Annotated in this window: 14 protein-coding genes; 11 read left to right on the top strand and 3 right to left on the bottom strand. The window is 60.1% G+C overall.

All coding sequences use genetic code 11. The features are described from left to right. Positions 1–13: 13 nt before the first annotated feature. From OP495_RS02565 to OP495_RS02555, 3 genes are read right to left on the bottom strand one after another with little or no spacing between them, the layout of a single operon-like run. Positions 14–1,417 (bottom strand): bifunctional DedA family/phosphatase PAP2 family protein, encoded by a 1,404-nt coding sequence (locus OP495_RS02565; RefSeq protein WP_348521291.1) that lies wholly within the window; start codon positions 1,415–1,417, stop codon positions 14–16. Between the two features lie 2 nt (positions 1,418–1,419). Next, positions 1,420–2,355, bottom strand: coding sequence for a diguanylate cyclase (locus tag OP495_RS02560; protein ID WP_280561366.1), 936 nt, complete (start codon positions 2,353–2,355; stop codon positions 1,420–1,422). Beyond that, positions 2,348–3,217 carry a hypothetical protein gene (locus tag OP495_RS02555; RefSeq protein ID WP_280561365.1) on the bottom strand — a complete coding sequence of 290 codons (870 nt, stop codon included), beginning with the start codon at positions 3,215–3,217 and terminating at the stop codon, positions 2,348–2,350. Before OP495_RS02555 ends, OP495_RS02560 begins: the two co-directional genes overlap by 8 nt. Before the next feature lie 63 nt (positions 3,218–3,280). On the opposite strand from OP495_RS02555, the gene OP495_RS02550 reads away from it, so the two are divergent. The 11 genes from OP495_RS02550 (at position 3,281) to lipB (ending at position 13,656) form a co-directional block, all read left to right on the top strand. Then, positions 3,281–4,630, top strand: coding sequence for a glutamate-5-semialdehyde dehydrogenase (locus tag OP495_RS02550; RefSeq protein WP_280561363.1), 1,350 nt, complete (start codon positions 3,281–3,283; stop codon positions 4,628–4,630). Continuing rightward, the gene (gene nadD / locus OP495_RS02545) at positions 4,617–5,276 is read left to right on the top strand and encodes a nicotinate-nucleotide adenylyltransferase (RefSeq protein WP_280561362.1); all 660 of its coding nucleotides are present in this window, start codon (positions 4,617–4,619) and stop codon (positions 5,274–5,276) included. Before OP495_RS02550 ends, nadD begins: the two co-directional genes overlap by 14 nt. Before the next feature lie 141 nt (positions 5,277–5,417). Then, positions 5,418–5,789, top strand: coding sequence for a ribosome silencing factor (gene rsfS, locus OP495_RS02540; protein WP_280561360.1), 372 nt, complete (start codon positions 5,418–5,420; stop codon positions 5,787–5,789). After that, complete coding sequence (gene rlmH / locus OP495_RS02535) at positions 5,786–6,253, top strand: 23S rRNA (pseudouridine(1915)-N(3))-methyltransferase RlmH (protein WP_040243747.1); 468 nt, start codon at positions 5,786–5,788, stop codon at positions 6,251–6,253. The genes rsfS and rlmH overlap by 4 nt, the downstream gene beginning before the upstream one ends. Before the next feature lie 63 nt (positions 6,254–6,316). Next, the gene (mrdA, locus tag OP495_RS02530; protein WP_280561359.1) at positions 6,317–8,218 is read left to right on the top strand and encodes a penicillin-binding protein 2; all 1,902 of its coding nucleotides are present in this window, start codon (positions 6,317–6,319) and stop codon (positions 8,216–8,218) included. A gap of 34 nt (positions 8,219–8,252) precedes the next feature. Continuing rightward, positions 8,253–9,350, top strand: a complete 1,098-nt coding sequence (rodA, locus tag OP495_RS02525) for a rod shape-determining protein RodA (RefSeq protein ID WP_280561879.1) — start codon at positions 8,253–8,255, stop codon at positions 9,348–9,350. Positions 9,351–9,408: 58 nt separating this feature from the next. Continuing rightward, complete coding sequence (gene mltB, locus OP495_RS02520; RefSeq protein WP_280567008.1) at positions 9,409–10,440, top strand: lytic murein transglycosylase B; 1,032 nt, start codon at positions 9,409–9,411, stop codon at positions 10,438–10,440. After that, positions 10,437–11,354: a septal ring lytic transglycosylase RlpA family protein gene (locus OP495_RS02515; RefSeq protein ID WP_280561357.1), complete on the top strand. Its 918-nt coding sequence runs from the start codon at positions 10,437–10,439 to the stop codon at positions 11,352–11,354. The genes mltB and OP495_RS02515 overlap by 4 nt, the downstream gene beginning before the upstream one ends. A gap of 24 nt (positions 11,355–11,378) precedes the next feature. Next, positions 11,379–12,581, top strand: a complete 1,203-nt coding sequence (locus OP495_RS02510; protein WP_348521290.1) for a D-alanyl-D-alanine carboxypeptidase family protein — start codon at positions 11,379–11,381, stop codon at positions 12,579–12,581. Positions 12,582–12,699: 118 nt separating this feature from the next. Further along, the gene (locus OP495_RS02505; RefSeq protein ID WP_280561356.1) at positions 12,700–12,993 is read left to right on the top strand and encodes a DUF493 domain-containing protein; all 294 of its coding nucleotides are present in this window, start codon (positions 12,700–12,702) and stop codon (positions 12,991–12,993) included. A gap of 6 nt (positions 12,994–12,999) precedes the next feature. Then, on the top strand, positions 13,000–13,656 hold the full coding sequence (gene lipB, locus OP495_RS02500) for a lipoyl(octanoyl) transferase LipB (RefSeq protein ID WP_280561355.1): 657 nt from the start codon (positions 13,000–13,002) through the stop codon (positions 13,654–13,656). Positions 13,657–13,687 lie beyond the last annotated feature (31 nt).

Raw genomic sequence — 13,687 nt, 5'->3', positions numbered from 1 at the left:
GCGGGGCCTCCGCCTAGACGTAGGGTAGCCAGACAATGCGTGCCGTTAGCAACAGCAAGGAGGCAACGACCAGCGGTGCCCAGGGGCAGGGCGTGATCGGTACGTGTACGAAGCGCTGATAGCTGAGGCGCGTGATGGCGCACACCACCAGACCGAGAAGCGCGCCACCGATCAGGTCGCTGGCCCAATGCACGCCAAGTACAAGGCGTGACAGGGCCATCGGCAGGCATATCAGCGTCGCCCCCCAGTAGGCCCACATCCGTCTTTGCGCGGGCAGCGCCTCGGCCGTGAACGCTGCCGCCAGGCCGATCAACACGACACTCGTCGAGGTATGGGCGCTGGGGTAAGAAAACGATCCCATGAGATAGTCCGGTGTATCGGGGCGAGCCCGCCCGGCGAGGTGCTTGAAGACCAGGTTGGCAAACCCGACACCCGCCAATGCGCTACTGATATGCACGAAGGCTGCGATACGCCGTGAAAGCAGTAGCCACGTCAGCCATGGCGTGGTCAGCGCTATGATGCCCAGGGCATCCCCGCTCAGCGCCATGAAGGTACTGAACTCCGCTAGCTCGCTACCCGCGAGGGGCGCCAGCAATGTCTGGATCTGTCGGTCCATCGGCAACGAAGGCGCGGGGTGCTCGAGTACCCAGAGCGTCCATCCACAGAGTGCGATCAGGCTGACCACGAGAAGTGCGAGCGACGCCAGAGGGATCTCGTTGCGCGGGTGAGCGGCGCCCAGGGCCAGCCATAGGCGTCGCCGACGCGGTGTCGCACGGGAAAAACGGGCCAGGCGCATGTAGACCCAGCCGCCGCGTCCGAGATGATGACGAAACCAGGAAAACCCCACCCCCAGTGTTATCAGGATGAGTCCCAGGGTGACGAGCCATCGTTCGCTGCTTTCAGGTAAGGCGAGTAGTTTGTCCCATGAATGGCCGAGCAGATAGCCGGGCAATAGGTAGGCGGGTGCCCAAAGCAGGGCGGACGCGACATTGACGGTGACAAAGCGCCATGTCGACATGTGCAGCATGCCGGCGACCATCGGCACGATGGGGCGTACCGGTCCCACGAAGCGACCGAAGAGGATGGAAAAATCACCATAGCGCTTGAAGAAATCGATGCCGCGCGCCAGCCATTCGGGGTGACGGGTGAACGGCCATAGTCGATGCATGCGTTCGCGCTGAGAATAGCCCAGCCAGAAGCTCAGGCCATCACCGAGGGTCGCGCCCGCAAAGGCCGCCGCCAGCAATAACGGGAGGGGAAGGTGTTGATGTCCGGCCAATGATGCGGCGGCCGTCAGTAGCACGATGCCGGGCACCAGCAGACCAACCACGGCGAGCGACTCGAGCAACGCCACCAGCAGCACGATCAAGATCAGTAATGTCGGCGAGGGGGAAAATTGGTACAGCCACTCGGTCACGTTCAAGTATCGGGCTCCAGCAAGTTGAGTCCACCCTTGATCAGCCGTTGCTCGAAACGTTCGGCGTATTCGTCATCCGCCAGGCGGCAAATACGAGCTTGGGCCTCGAGGGTACCGATTTCGGGGAGCGGCGTTTCCCCGAGCGCATGCGTCAAGCGCTCACGGACGATGAGGGCGCCGGCCTCTCCCGTGTCGGCAAGCAGCAGCCAAAAGACGCTATGGCGATGCCGGCCCATGGCATCACCACGTCGAGAGTTGCGTTGTACCACCTCACAGAAGGTCGTCAATAGCGTGTCTTGTGCCGTTTGGCCGAACTGCTCGTTGGCCATGTCGAGCTGAGGTAAATGAATGACTAGTGCACTCAGCGATTGGTTCAATATGCGGGCGCGGGCGACCTCAGCGATAAGTCGTTCGCTGAGGTCGTCGCGCGATAGCATACCGCTTTGCGTATCGAGCTGGTCGGTGGTCTTGAGCAGGCGGGCCTGTTGCATGTACCACCCGAGAGGCAGTATCGAGATGATGACCAGCGTGAAGTACTGCAGACCACCCGTGGGCATCGATAGCACAGGGGTGACCAGGAACAGCCACATGGGCGCTAGTAACACGTTGAGGAGTAGCGCGGCACCAGGTGGTAATAGCAGCGTGGCGAGTATCGGGGGGATTCCCATCCAGAGTGCGCCGGACGCCTCGAGGTAAGGCGCTTCCACGGCAATTGCCAGATAGCCGCTGATCAGCACCAGATAGACAGGTAGCCGGCGAGCGTAAGCTTTTTCTGACATCAGGGCAGCAGCGGACACCATGAGCGCCAGGATGGTGGCCGGCAGAATGCGCGGGTAATGGCCCATTAGATAGTGCCAGATTGCGAGGCTAGCGAGCACGAGCGCCCCGCAGGCATACGCCACGGCGTGCAGGCGTGACGACGAGAGACGTTCAGGCATGGTCGGTTGTCTCCTGTCGAACATGCAGGCCGCTGTCTTGCACCGAGAGTTCATGGCCCAGCTTGACGGGATCGAGATGGGGGGCGACGGGCGCGATGCGTATACGGCAGTGCTCCTGAAGCTCGGTCGAGATCGCGTCACGACGTAAGGCAGCGTGATGCTCGTCCTTTGAAATCAGGAGTACCGCAAAGGTCTGTGTATCCACGTGGTAACATCCTTCGAAGACGTAGATAAGAGCGGCCAGGCGCTCCTTGAGACGCCGTCGCGCATTGTGGCCGCGTTGCCGCGGACGCACTACCAGCAGCTCCGCGTAGACGTTTTCGCGCTGGCGCCGCGACCATTCGACGTTCAAGTCCTGACGTAGACGATGGAGTGACCAGAGCGAGTTCTCCGGCGTCAGGCGGTGTCGGCGTTCCAGTTCCAGGCGTAGGCGGTTGTGTTCGATGGCTTTGGCAAACCCCAATGCCATGAGGGCGGTAAGCAGCGCGCCGCTCAAGGCGGTTTGTGCCACACCCAGGGGGGCTTGAATGTGCCACCAGCCGAGTGTGGCGGTCACCAGGAGTGCGTAGCGCATGGGCCGAGGTTGCGGTGCGAGCAGCATGATCGGCCACAGCCATACGCCGATGGCGTACGTCATCGGCGCATGCCAGAGTAGCGCCAGCAAGAGCAAGGCACACAACGGGACCGTCCATGTCCAGGCGCGGCGCGATAAGTGACGCCACGCAAGCGTCGTCAACCCTATAATGGCAGCGATGAGCAGGCCTTGCGTGATCGGATCGTCTTCCCGCCAGGCGGTGATGGTCACCAGTCCCGTGCCCAGCAGGAAAAGCCCGGTTAGAGGTGTTTTGTATTTGCTCTGCATGGTGCCGTATAGTGATTCCTTTCCCAACGGTGCCGGCAGTATAGCCGTTGTGCCTCTGCCATCATGCTTCGGAAAGCACCGATTATCATATGCTTCCCGGCGGATACCCAGGAGAAAATTGCCCGAATGGCCCTTGAAACTTCCGAGTCCGAGATCGCCGACGTCGATGCTTACATGCATGCGATGGGCGAACGGGCGCGTGGTGCGTCACGCGTTCTGGCCCGCGCGACTACCGCGCAAAAGAACTGCGCGCTACTCGCCATGGCGAGTGCCCTGGACGAGGCGCGCGAGACATTGGAAACCGCCAATCGTCGTGATCTAGAGGCGGGACGCGACAACGGCCTCGCCGAGGCACTGCTGGATCGTCTGGCGCTGACGCCGGCGCGTATCGACACGATGATCGAAGGCTTGCGGCAAGTGGCTGCCTTGTCCGACCCAATTGGTGAGATTCGTGACATGCGCTATCTCCCTTCGGGACTTCAGGTGGGCAAGATGCGCGTCGCGCTGGGCGTGGTGGGCATCGTCTACGAATCGCGTCCCAACGTGACCGTGGACGCCGCCAGCCTGTGCTTGAAATCAGGCAATGCCACGATCTTGCGCGGCGGCTCCGAGGCGATCCATTCCAACCGCGCCATTGCGGCTTGTATCCGACAAGGGCTCAAGGCGGCAGACCTCGACGAGGCCTGCGTGCAAGTCGTGGCGACGACCGACCGTGCAGCGGTCGGCACATTGATCGCCATGCCGGAGTTCGTCGATGTCATCGTGCCGCGCGGCGGGAAGGGACTGATCGAACGCATTTCGAGAGACGCGCGCGTGCCAGTGATCAAGCATCTCGATGGCATCTGTCATGTGTATGTCGACCAGGCCGCCGATCCGGCCAAGGCGGTGGCCATTGCCGACAACGCCAAGACCCAGCGTTATTCGCCCTGCAATGCCATGGAAACGCTGCTGGTCCACACCGAGGCGGCGCCCCGGGTACTGCTCGAATTGGCTGACATCTATCGCCGCAAGGGTGTCGAGATGCGTGCGTGCGAGCGGACGCGGGCCTGGGTGGCGGACGCTGTCGCCGTGACCGAGGATGACTGGTATAGCGAATACCTTGCGCCGATCGTGGCCATTCGCGTGGTCGATACGTTGGAAGAGGCGATTACGCACATCAATACTTATGGCTCGCACCATACCGATGCCATCGTCAGCGAAAATCTGACCGACGCACGGCGCTTTCTGACCGAGGTCGACTCCAGCTCGGTCATGGTCAATGCCTCGACTCGCTTCGCCGACGGCTTCGAATATGGGCTAGGGGCGGAAATCGGCATTTCCACAGACAAGCTGCATGCGCGTGGGCCCGTCGGCCTGGAAGGCCTCACCAGCGAGAAATACATTGTATACGGCGATGGCCATGTGCGCAGCTGAGGCTCCGCCGTGTGTCGCGATGCTGGGCGGTACCTTCGATCCCGTGCACGTGGGGCACCTGCGTAGCGCCATCGAGCTGCGCGAAGCCTTGTTGCTCGATCGCGTTCATATGGTCCCGGCGCGAGTGCCGCCGCATCGTGCCTCTCCCGGGGTCGACGCCGAGCAGCGCGCGACCATGCTGGCGTTGGGCATCGCTGACACGCCGGGCCTTTACGTGGATGACCGTGAGATCCGCCGCGAGGGACCTTCCTATTCCACCGCGACCCTGGCGTCCTTGCGAGAAGAACTGGGCCCGCAGGCGCGCCTGGTCATGGCGCTGGGGTACGACGCCTATCTGCACTTGGCCGAATGGCATGAGCCGACGAGTCTGTTCGAGCTCGCGCATGTCGTCGTCGTCGATCGCCCCGATCACCAAAAGCCGCTTCCGACGGCGCTCGAGACGCTGATCGAAGGCCGTGAAGTGACGAGTGTCGATACGCTGATGCAGTCGCCTGCGGGGGGAGTGCTGCATTTGAGCTTACCCACGCGCATGGCGATTTCGGCCACGGCGATTCGAGAGCGATTGCAGCGCGGTGAAAGCGTGCGCTACTTGCTGCCCGATGCTGTGGAACGCTATCTCCTGGCGCGTCGTCTTTATCGACGATGATGTCGTCATCAATCAATGAAAGGAGCCCGGCGCGTGGTGGTGCCACCCGAAGGCCTTTTTAACCTTGCCCCTGGCGGTTTGGTGTCAGCGCGGTAGAATGCGGGCCTTGCCTAAAGGGGTATGACATATGAACGAGGAGCTATGCAGACTGAAGCACTCAAAACGCTGGTAATGGACACGCTCGAGGAACTCAAGGCACGTGATGTTGCCGAACTCGACGTTGCCTCGCTGACCAGCGTCACCGACACCATGGTCGTCGCTAGCGGGACCTCGAGCCGACACATCAGTGCCCTGGCCGAGAGCGTGGTGGAGAAAGTCAAGGAAGCAGGATGCCGCCCCTTGGGTGTCGAAGGGCAACAGGGAAGCGATTGGGTTCTGGTCGATCTGGGCGATCTCGTGGTCCACATCATGCTGCCCGAGACCCGCCAGCTGTACGATCTTGAGCGCTTGTGGTCGGATCTGCCCAGCGATGGGGTATCCGTTGTGGGGGCCCTTGGCGAGGTGCGTGGATGAAGCTGCGTGTGCTCGCCGTGGGGACTCGCATGCCCGACTGGGTCACGCAAGGCGTTGACGAATACCTCAAGCGACTGCCGCGTGATTTCAGCGTGGATATCGTCGAGATTGCGCCCGGCAAGCGGGGAAAGAACGCCGATGTGGCCCGTGCGATTCAGGGCGAAGGCGATGCCATGCTGGCGAAGCTGCGTGACCAGGAGCGTGTCATCGCATTGGATGTCGAGGGACGAAGTTGGAGTACCGAACGATTGGCCGCCAACGCCGAGCAATGGCGCCAGGACGGTCGCGATGTGGCGTGCCTGGTGGGCGGGCCGGACGGTCTCGACTCACGTCTTTTGGCGCGGGCCGAGCAACGCTGGTCGCTTTCGGCATTGACGTTGCCTCATCCACTGGTACGTATTCTGCTGGCCGAGCAGTTGTATCGCGCCTGGACCTTGCTGGCGGGTCATCCCTATCACCGATGAGCAACGGGGCTCGGCACCTGCTCAGCGGCTACCTTCCACCTTCCCGCCTGTTATCGGGGACCCATGCGTAAACGACGCGACCCAATCAAGGATACCGCTCGAGAAGTCCGTGTATTCCGGGCCCGCTCGCTATTGGCGGCATTGCTCGTATTGTTGATGGCTGGAGGGCTGGGCGCTCGTCTTTTCTATCTTCAGGTTGTCGAGCATGATGTCTTTACCACGCGTTCCGAGAAGAACCGTGTGCGCGTCGAACCGTTGCCACCGACGCGTGGGCTCATCTACGACCGCCAAGGGAAATTGGTGGCTGAAAACCGCCCAACCTACAATTTGACCATCGTCCGCGAGCGGGTCAAGGATATTGATGCCACTCTTGATCGATTGGTCGATATCCTGGGGCTGGACGAAACGCAGGTTGAAGCGTTTCGTAAACGGTCGCGTCAGCGTCAAAGACCCTATCAACCGGCACTGTTGATGAGCGATCTCAACGAGCGGCAAATCGCGCGGTTAGCCGTCAATCGTTACCGCCTTCCAGGGGTCGAGGTCGAAGCACAGTGGCTGCGTCACTATCCCGACCCCAAGATCATGTCGCATGTGCTGGGCTATGTAGGGCGAATCAACGACCAAGAGCTGGCCTCGCTTGATAGCGGCAACTATGCGGGCACGCATTATATCGGCAAGACCGGTATCGAGAAGCAGTACGAAAAAGCGCTACATGGGCAGGCTGGCCTGCGTAAGGTGGAAACCAATGCCCGGGGGCGTGTGCTACGCGAGCTCGAGCGTACACCGCCAGAACCGGGCAAGGACTTGACGCTGACCATCGACACGCAGCTGCAACAGATGGCGTACGATTTACTGGATGGGCAGCGCGGCTCCATCGTCGCGATTCAACCCCAGACCGGTGACATTCTAGCGATGGTCTCCGCTCCAGGATTCGATTCCAACGAGTTCGTGACCGGGATCTCCTACAAGGACTATCAGTCGCTGCAGCAGGATCCGGACCTGCCGTTGTTTAACCGGGCCGCACATGGCCATTACCCGATCGGCTCTACCATCAAGCCCTTCGAAGCCTTGGCGGCGCTACAAAACAGGGTTGTAACGCCCGAGGAAGTTATCTATGACCCGGGGTATTACAAACTGCCTAATGGGACGCGTCATTACCGCAACTGGTTGCGCTGGGGACATGGGCGTGTCGATCTGGAGCGCGCTCTTGCCGTTTCCAACAACACCTATTTCTACACCATGGCGCATCGCCTTGGCATCGATGACTTATCCAGCTTCATGCACAAGTTCGGGTTTGGGGAAGTCACCTCGTTGGATGTGCAAGGTGCTTCATCGGGCACCGTGCCTTCACGTGAGTGGAAACGCGAAAAGTATGGAGAAGCGTGGTATCCCGGCGAAACGCTCTCGGCAGGCATTGGACAAGGCTACTGGATGGTCACGCCGTTGCAGCTCGCAACGGCCGAGGCAACGCTGGCCAACCGTGGGAACTGGGTGCGTCCACATTTGGCCAAGCGCGTCGGTGAGGCTTCGGTCGAACCGCCTTTCAAGAATACCAAGCCCGACGTGAAGCTCGACAAGGATGTCTGGTGGGATGACGTTTTCAACGGCATGCAGAAAGTCGTCAGCGGCCGCGAGGGGACGGCGCGCCACATCGGCCAGGGGCTGCAGTATGAAATGGCGGGCAAGTCGGGCACAGCACAGGTGTTTTCCTTGGGGCAGGATCAGAAATACGACGCCGACGAGCTCAAGGAACGCTTGCGTGATCACGCCTTGTTCACGGCGTTCGCGCCAGTGGACGATCCGCAGATAGCCATCGCCGTGATCGTCGAAAACGCAGGGGGCGGTAGTTCGCATGCTGCAGGTCTGGCCCGCGCCCTGGCAGACGAATGGCTTCTGTCCGATGACGAGAACACCCATCAAGCCGAAGAACTCATCAAGGAGGACGTCGAAGTTGAAGGGACTTGAATGGCGTCGCTTCAGTCGGGCACCGTCGGAGGGCATGGGGCGTAAGCGCTCCTTCTGGTCAGGCCTTCATCTCGACCCTTGGCTGCTTTTGCTGCTGCTGAGTCTAATGGGGGCAGGGTTGGTCGTCTTGTACAGTGCCAGTGGCATGAGTCTCGCCGTCGCGCTGGGGCAGGCGTCACGTTTTGGTGTGGCATTGCTCGCTATGTTCGTGATCGCCCAGTTTTCTCCGGGTACCTTGTATCGCTGGACGCCACTGGCTTACTGCCTGGGAATCGCGATGCTTCTTGCCGTCGAGATCATGGGGGATATCGGCATGGGGGCGCAGCGCTGGCTCGAGATTCCCGGGGTGATTCGCTTTCAGCCCTCGGAGTTGATGAAGCTGGCGGTACCCATGATGGTGGCGGCGTACCTCTACAAGAGATCGCTACCACCGAGCATACGCGACCTGCTGATCTGTGCCTTGATCATCGGCGTGCCGGTAATGATGATCATGCGCCAGCCCGACCTGGGGACGTCATTGCTGGTGGCCTGTGCGGCGGTTTTGGTTATCTTTCTCGCGGGCTTGTCATGGCGAGTAATCGGCTTGCTGGCGGTGCTGCTTGCATCTGCCTTGCCATTGCTCTGGTTCAATATGCATGAATATCAACGCCAGCGCGTACTGACCTTTCTCAACCCCGAAAGCGATCCGCTGGGGTCGGGCTGGAATATCATCCAGTCGAAAACGGCCATCGGTAGTGGGGGCGTCTTCGGCAAGGGGTGGGGCTTGGGGACTCAGTCTCAGTTGGAATTTCTTCCCGAACGTCATACTGACTTCATCGGTGCTGTGCTGGGAGAGGAATTGGGATTGATCGGGATGCTGGTCTTCCTGGCCCTCTACGTGCTCATCGTAGGGCGCGGGTTGTTTCTCGCCAATACCGCCCAGGATACTTTTGGGCGTCTGATCGGGGGCAGCATCGTGCTGACATTCTTCATTTATGTCTTCGTCAATATCGGCATGGTCAGCGGCATTTTGCCCGTCGTTGGTGTGCCGCTTCCACTGGTCAGTTTTGGCGGCACGTCCAGCGTGACCTTGCTGGTCGGTTTCGGTATCCTCATGTCCGTTCATACCCATCGCCGGTTGTTGCCTCGCTAGTAGGGCGAGACGCGGAAAGGATGCGACGACAGCCCCTGGGCCAAGGAGTCAGAGCCTGATGAAGTGGAGTAGTGTGCGGTCCCATTGGCGAGGGTTCTCCCCGGCAGCGTTGTTGCTGTTTGGGTTGGCCCTGTGTCCGTCGTCGCATGCGGCCGAGGAATTCGATCCTGCCTCACACGCTGATATCCGCGAGTGGGTTGAGGACGTATCGGGGGACGGGATTTCTCGCGATGACGTGACTCAGGCATTGCACCACGCCCAGTTTCGCCAGGAAGTGCTGGACGCCATGCAGGGGGCGGCAGAGCGTCGCCTGAGTTGGCATGAATATCGCGACATCTTCGTGCAACCCAAGCGTATTCAAGAAGGCGTTGCGTTCATTCGCGAGCACCGTGACGCTTTCGCGCGAGCCAAACGCGAATACGGTGTGCCGCCCGCCTATATTGCTGCGATCATCGGTGTCGAGACACGCTATGGCCAGCACAAAGGGCGTCATCGTGTGCTCGATTCGCTCGCTACGCTGGCTTTTCATCACTCTTCACGCGGCGACTTCTTTCGTGGCGAATTGGCGGCGTTTCTCGAAATCACCCTGGATCAGGGGATTTCGCCGGAAGCCCCTAAAGGCTCCTATGCCGGTGCCATGGGCTACCCACAATTCATTCCGACCAGTTACCGCGCCTATGCCGTCGATTTCGATGACGATGGGCGGCGCGATTTGTGGGACGATCCCGTGGATGCGATCGGCAGCGTGGGCAACTACTTCGCCGAGCATGGGTGGCGCCGAGGGGGGCCAGTCGTGACGCCCGTCGATGGCCCCGAGAAGCCTCCGCAAGCGATCGATTTCAACCGCACGCGTGAGCCTTACGTGAAATTGGCGACTCTTGCCGATGTCGGTATTCATCCGCGTGGTGAGCTCGACGCGTCACGTGTCATTCCGCTCTCCTTGGCACTCGAGTCGGGGAATTACCGCTACGCGCTGGGACATGAAAACTTCTATGTGATCACGCGTTATAACCACAGTTATCTATATGCGATGGCTGTCACAGAGCTCGCGGCAGGTATCCAGACAGCGCTCGACAAGGATGATGCATGAGAGTCGGCGGTGTACTTGTATGTCTGTTGATGCTGTTGGTGGCAGGATGCGCCAGTGACGGCGGCGGTCGTTATGCGCAGCAAAACGATGCTTATCCGGACGCGCCGCCCGATGTGTCGGATGTTCCCGATGCGGTGCCCAAGGACGAGCCACTTGCCAAGAGCGGTAATCGTTCCACATATGAGGTATGGGGCGAGACCTATCATGTGCTGTCGGATCCCAGCGGCTATGTAGAAGAAGGCGATGCGTCCTGGTATGGCACCAAGTTCCAGGGCTACGATACCGCGAGCGGGGAAACCTACGACATGTACAAGATGTCGGCGGCACATCGCACGCTACCACTGCCGACTTATGTCCGCGTGACCAACCTCGACAATCGGCGCAGTGTCATCGTGCGCGTCAACGATCGTGGCCCGTTTCATGGCGATCGGCTGATCGATCTGTCTTATGCCGCCGCAGCACGCCTGGATATCCTGGGACACGGAACGGGGCATGTGCGTGTGGAGGCCATTGACCCCGAGCAATGGGCCGAGCAGCATGAGCGTTCCACCGAGTCAGCTTCCCCAGAGGATGTGGCCAAGGCGTCCTCGGGCGTATCGGCTCGAGAGTCGATGCAGGGGGCAGTGGATGACGCCTCGACCGCCGAGGCGCCCCGGCAAGATCGTGTCACTGAGCGCCAGGGTGGCACGGGACAATATGTTCAGGTCGCGGCACTGAGTTCCGCGGCCAGGGCCAAGGCGCTGGAAAAGCGCTTGCAAGGACAAGTATCGCGTCCGGTACGCGTAAGGGAAGAGGCGTCCTTGTATCGTGTTCAGGTAGGGCCTGTGCATGATGCGTCGCATATCGATTCCATCAAAGCGGAATTGCAAGCGGCGGGTTTTGACCAGTCGTTCGTCGTTTCCGCTACCGAGTAACCCCGCTTAGCGAGAAAAGTTGTCATGAGAGTGTTCGCCCGATCGTCATTGTTACGCATTGTTTTATTGGTCACGCTAGGTGTCGGTGGTCTCATCCCTATGGCGCAAGCCGAGGATCCCCCCGAGCCCTCGCCGGTGCCGTCGTCTATGGTGCCGTCGGCGCCGAATCTGGCAGCGTCTTCCTGGGTTTTGATGGATGCCGATAGTGGCAAGATCCTGGTCGAGCACAATGCCGACAAGGAGCTGCCGCCGGCCAGCCTGACCAAGATGATGACCGCCTATATCGTCGAGCGTGAAATCGATGCCGAGAATATCGATGCCGACGACAAGGTAACGATTAGCGAGAATGCGTGGCGCACTGGCGGCTCGCGGATGTTTCTCAACCCGGGAAACAAGGTAAGCGTCGACAACTTGCTCAGAGGGGTCGTGATTCAGTCGGGCAACGATGCCAGCGTTGCTCTGTCGGAGCATATCGCGGGCAGTGAAGACGCCTTCGCCGATCTCATGAATCAGCAGGCCTCGCGTATGAACCTCCAGCATACGCATTTCATGAACCCCACCGGCTTGCCGCATGATGACCACTATTCTTCGGCCCACGATCTGGCGGTCATTGCGCAGCACATCATCGAGGACTATCCCGACCACTACGAGGTCTATGCAGAGAAGTACTTCACCTGGAACGATATTCGGCAGCCCAACCGTAACCGCCTGTTATGGCGCGATCCCAATGTCGATGGTTTGAAGACAGGGCATACCAAGGCAGCGGGTTACTGCCTGGTGGCATCTGCCAAGAAGGACGACACACGCCTTGTGGCCGTGGTGATGGGGACCGATTCCGACGAGGCGCGGGCGCAAGAGACCCAGAAGCTGTTGAGCTACGGGTTCCGCTTCTTCGAGACACAGCGTCTCTACGAAAGTGGCGCTGTGCTCAATAAGCCGCGTATCTGGGGAGGCGAAAAGGACGAGCTGCGTCTGGGCGTGGCCAACGACGTGTATTTGACCATGCCGCGTGGTCATAGCGACGAATTGAACGCCCAGCTCGACATCAAGAAAACCATCGATGCGCCGATCGAGAAGGGAGAGCAGCTCGGCACATTGAAGATCAAGCTCAACGGGGAAGTACTCGATAAGCGGCCTCTGGTAGCGTTGGAATCAGTCTCCGAAGGTGGTTTTTTCAAGCGAGTCTGGGATAGCGTACTGCAATTCATGTATGGATTCTTCGACTGATTCACTGTAGTTCGGTTTTGAGGGCGAAGCGTTGCGAAGGCTTCGCCCTTGGTCGATATGATAAGGTTGAGTAGAATACTCGGAAATATCATGCAGAGCCCATGTGAGGCCGTTCTCCATGCAAAAGACTTCACCCACCGAGCAGGGTGCACAAGATGCGCCCAAGATCGAGTTTCCCTGTCAATATCCCATCAAGATCGTCGGTGACGCGGAACCGGACTTCAAGGTCACCGTGGTCGACATCGTCGAGCAACACGCGCCTGGTTTTGATCGTCGTAGCGTGCGCATGGTCGATAGCCGCAATAGCCGCTTTCAATCCGTGCGTGTAGTGATTCACGCCACTGGACAAGACCAGCTCAATGCACTGTTCCATTCGCTGAAGGCGACGGGCCGTGTGCATATGGTGCTGTAGGTGGCGATGAGCGACGAATGTTCGCCGGTGCAGTTGCACCGCCTGGGGCGTCGTGCCTATGAACCGGTGTGGCAGGCCATGCGCAAGCTCACCGATGAACGTGATGCCACAACGCCTGATCAATTATGGCTAGTGGAGCACGAGCCAGTGTTCACGCAGGGGCAGGCTGGAAAGCCCGAACACCTGCTAATGCCCGGCGATATTCCGGTCGTTGTCACGGATCGTGGCGGGCAGGTGACGTATCATGGACCGGGCCAGGTCGTGCTTTATCCACTGATCGACGTACGTCGTGCCAAGCTGGGCGTACGGGAGCTGGTATCGGCGCTCGAGAACACGGCGATCGCGTTGCTGGCCGCGTATGGCGTGGAGGCGCATGCGCGCCCTGACGCGCCGGGTGTCTATGTCGGCGAGGCCAAGATTGCCTCGCTAGGCTTGCGTATTCGGCGCGGTGCCAGCTTTCATGGCATTGCGCTCAACGTCGATGGCGACTTAGCCCCCTTCCAGCGCATCAATCCCTGTGGTTATGCCGGCATGACCATGACGCGGCTTGCCGATTTGATTGACGCCTGTCCGGATAGCGATACGGTCGCCGTCGAGCTGGCCGAGCGTCTGGCACGAACGCTGGAACGAACGCTGGTGCCGGCTACCAACGAGCACGCCTGACAGCCAGTGCCTGAGCGTGTCGCCGTCCTTC

This window comes from Chromohalobacter sp. 296-RDG, from assembly GCF_029889885.1.
Lineage (GTDB): Bacteria > Pseudomonadota > Gammaproteobacteria > Pseudomonadales > Halomonadaceae > Chromohalobacter.
The sequence above is the reverse complement of the archived record's forward strand: the minus strand, read 5'-3'. Positions and strand labels throughout refer to the sequence as shown.

Excerpts from the sequence above, each read along its gene's own strand:
- OP495_RS02560 (WP_280561366.1), bottom strand. The coding sequence starts at position 2,355 with ATGCCTGAACGTCTCTCGTCGTCACGCCTGCACGCCGTGGCGTATGCC.
- OP495_RS02555 (WP_280561365.1), bottom strand. The coding sequence starts at position 3,217 with ATGCAGAGCAAATACAAAACACCTCTAACCGGGCTTTTCCTGCTGGGC.
- OP495_RS02550 (WP_280561363.1), top strand. The coding sequence starts at position 3,281 with ATGCTTCGGAAAGCACCGATTATCATATGCTTCCCGGCGGATACCCAG.
- nadD (WP_280561362.1), top strand. The coding sequence starts at position 4,617 with ATGTGCGCAGCTGAGGCTCCGCCGTGTGTCGCGATGCTGGGCGGTACC.
- rsfS (WP_280561360.1), top strand. The coding sequence starts at position 5,418 with ATGCAGACTGAAGCACTCAAAACGCTGGTAATGGACACGCTCGAGGAA.
- rlmH (WP_040243747.1), top strand. The coding sequence starts at position 5,786 with ATGAAGCTGCGTGTGCTCGCCGTGGGGACTCGCATGCCCGACTGGGTC.
- mrdA (WP_280561359.1), top strand. The coding sequence starts at position 6,317 with ATGCGTAAACGACGCGACCCAATCAAGGATACCGCTCGAGAAGTCCGT.
- rodA (WP_280561879.1), top strand. The coding sequence starts at position 8,253 with ATGGGGCGTAAGCGCTCCTTCTGGTCAGGCCTTCATCTCGACCCTTGG.
- mltB (WP_280567008.1), top strand. The coding sequence starts at position 9,409 with ATGAAGTGGAGTAGTGTGCGGTCCCATTGGCGAGGGTTCTCCCCGGCA.
- OP495_RS02515 (WP_280561357.1), top strand. The coding sequence starts at position 10,437 with ATGAGAGTCGGCGGTGTACTTGTATGTCTGTTGATGCTGTTGGTGGCA.
- OP495_RS02510 (WP_348521290.1), top strand. The coding sequence starts at position 11,379 with ATGAGAGTGTTCGCCCGATCGTCATTGTTACGCATTGTTTTATTGGTC.
- OP495_RS02505 (WP_280561356.1), top strand. The coding sequence starts at position 12,700 with ATGCAAAAGACTTCACCCACCGAGCAGGGTGCACAAGATGCGCCCAAG.
- lipB (WP_280561355.1), top strand. The coding sequence starts at position 13,000 with ATGAGCGACGAATGTTCGCCGGTGCAGTTGCACCGCCTGGGGCGTCGT.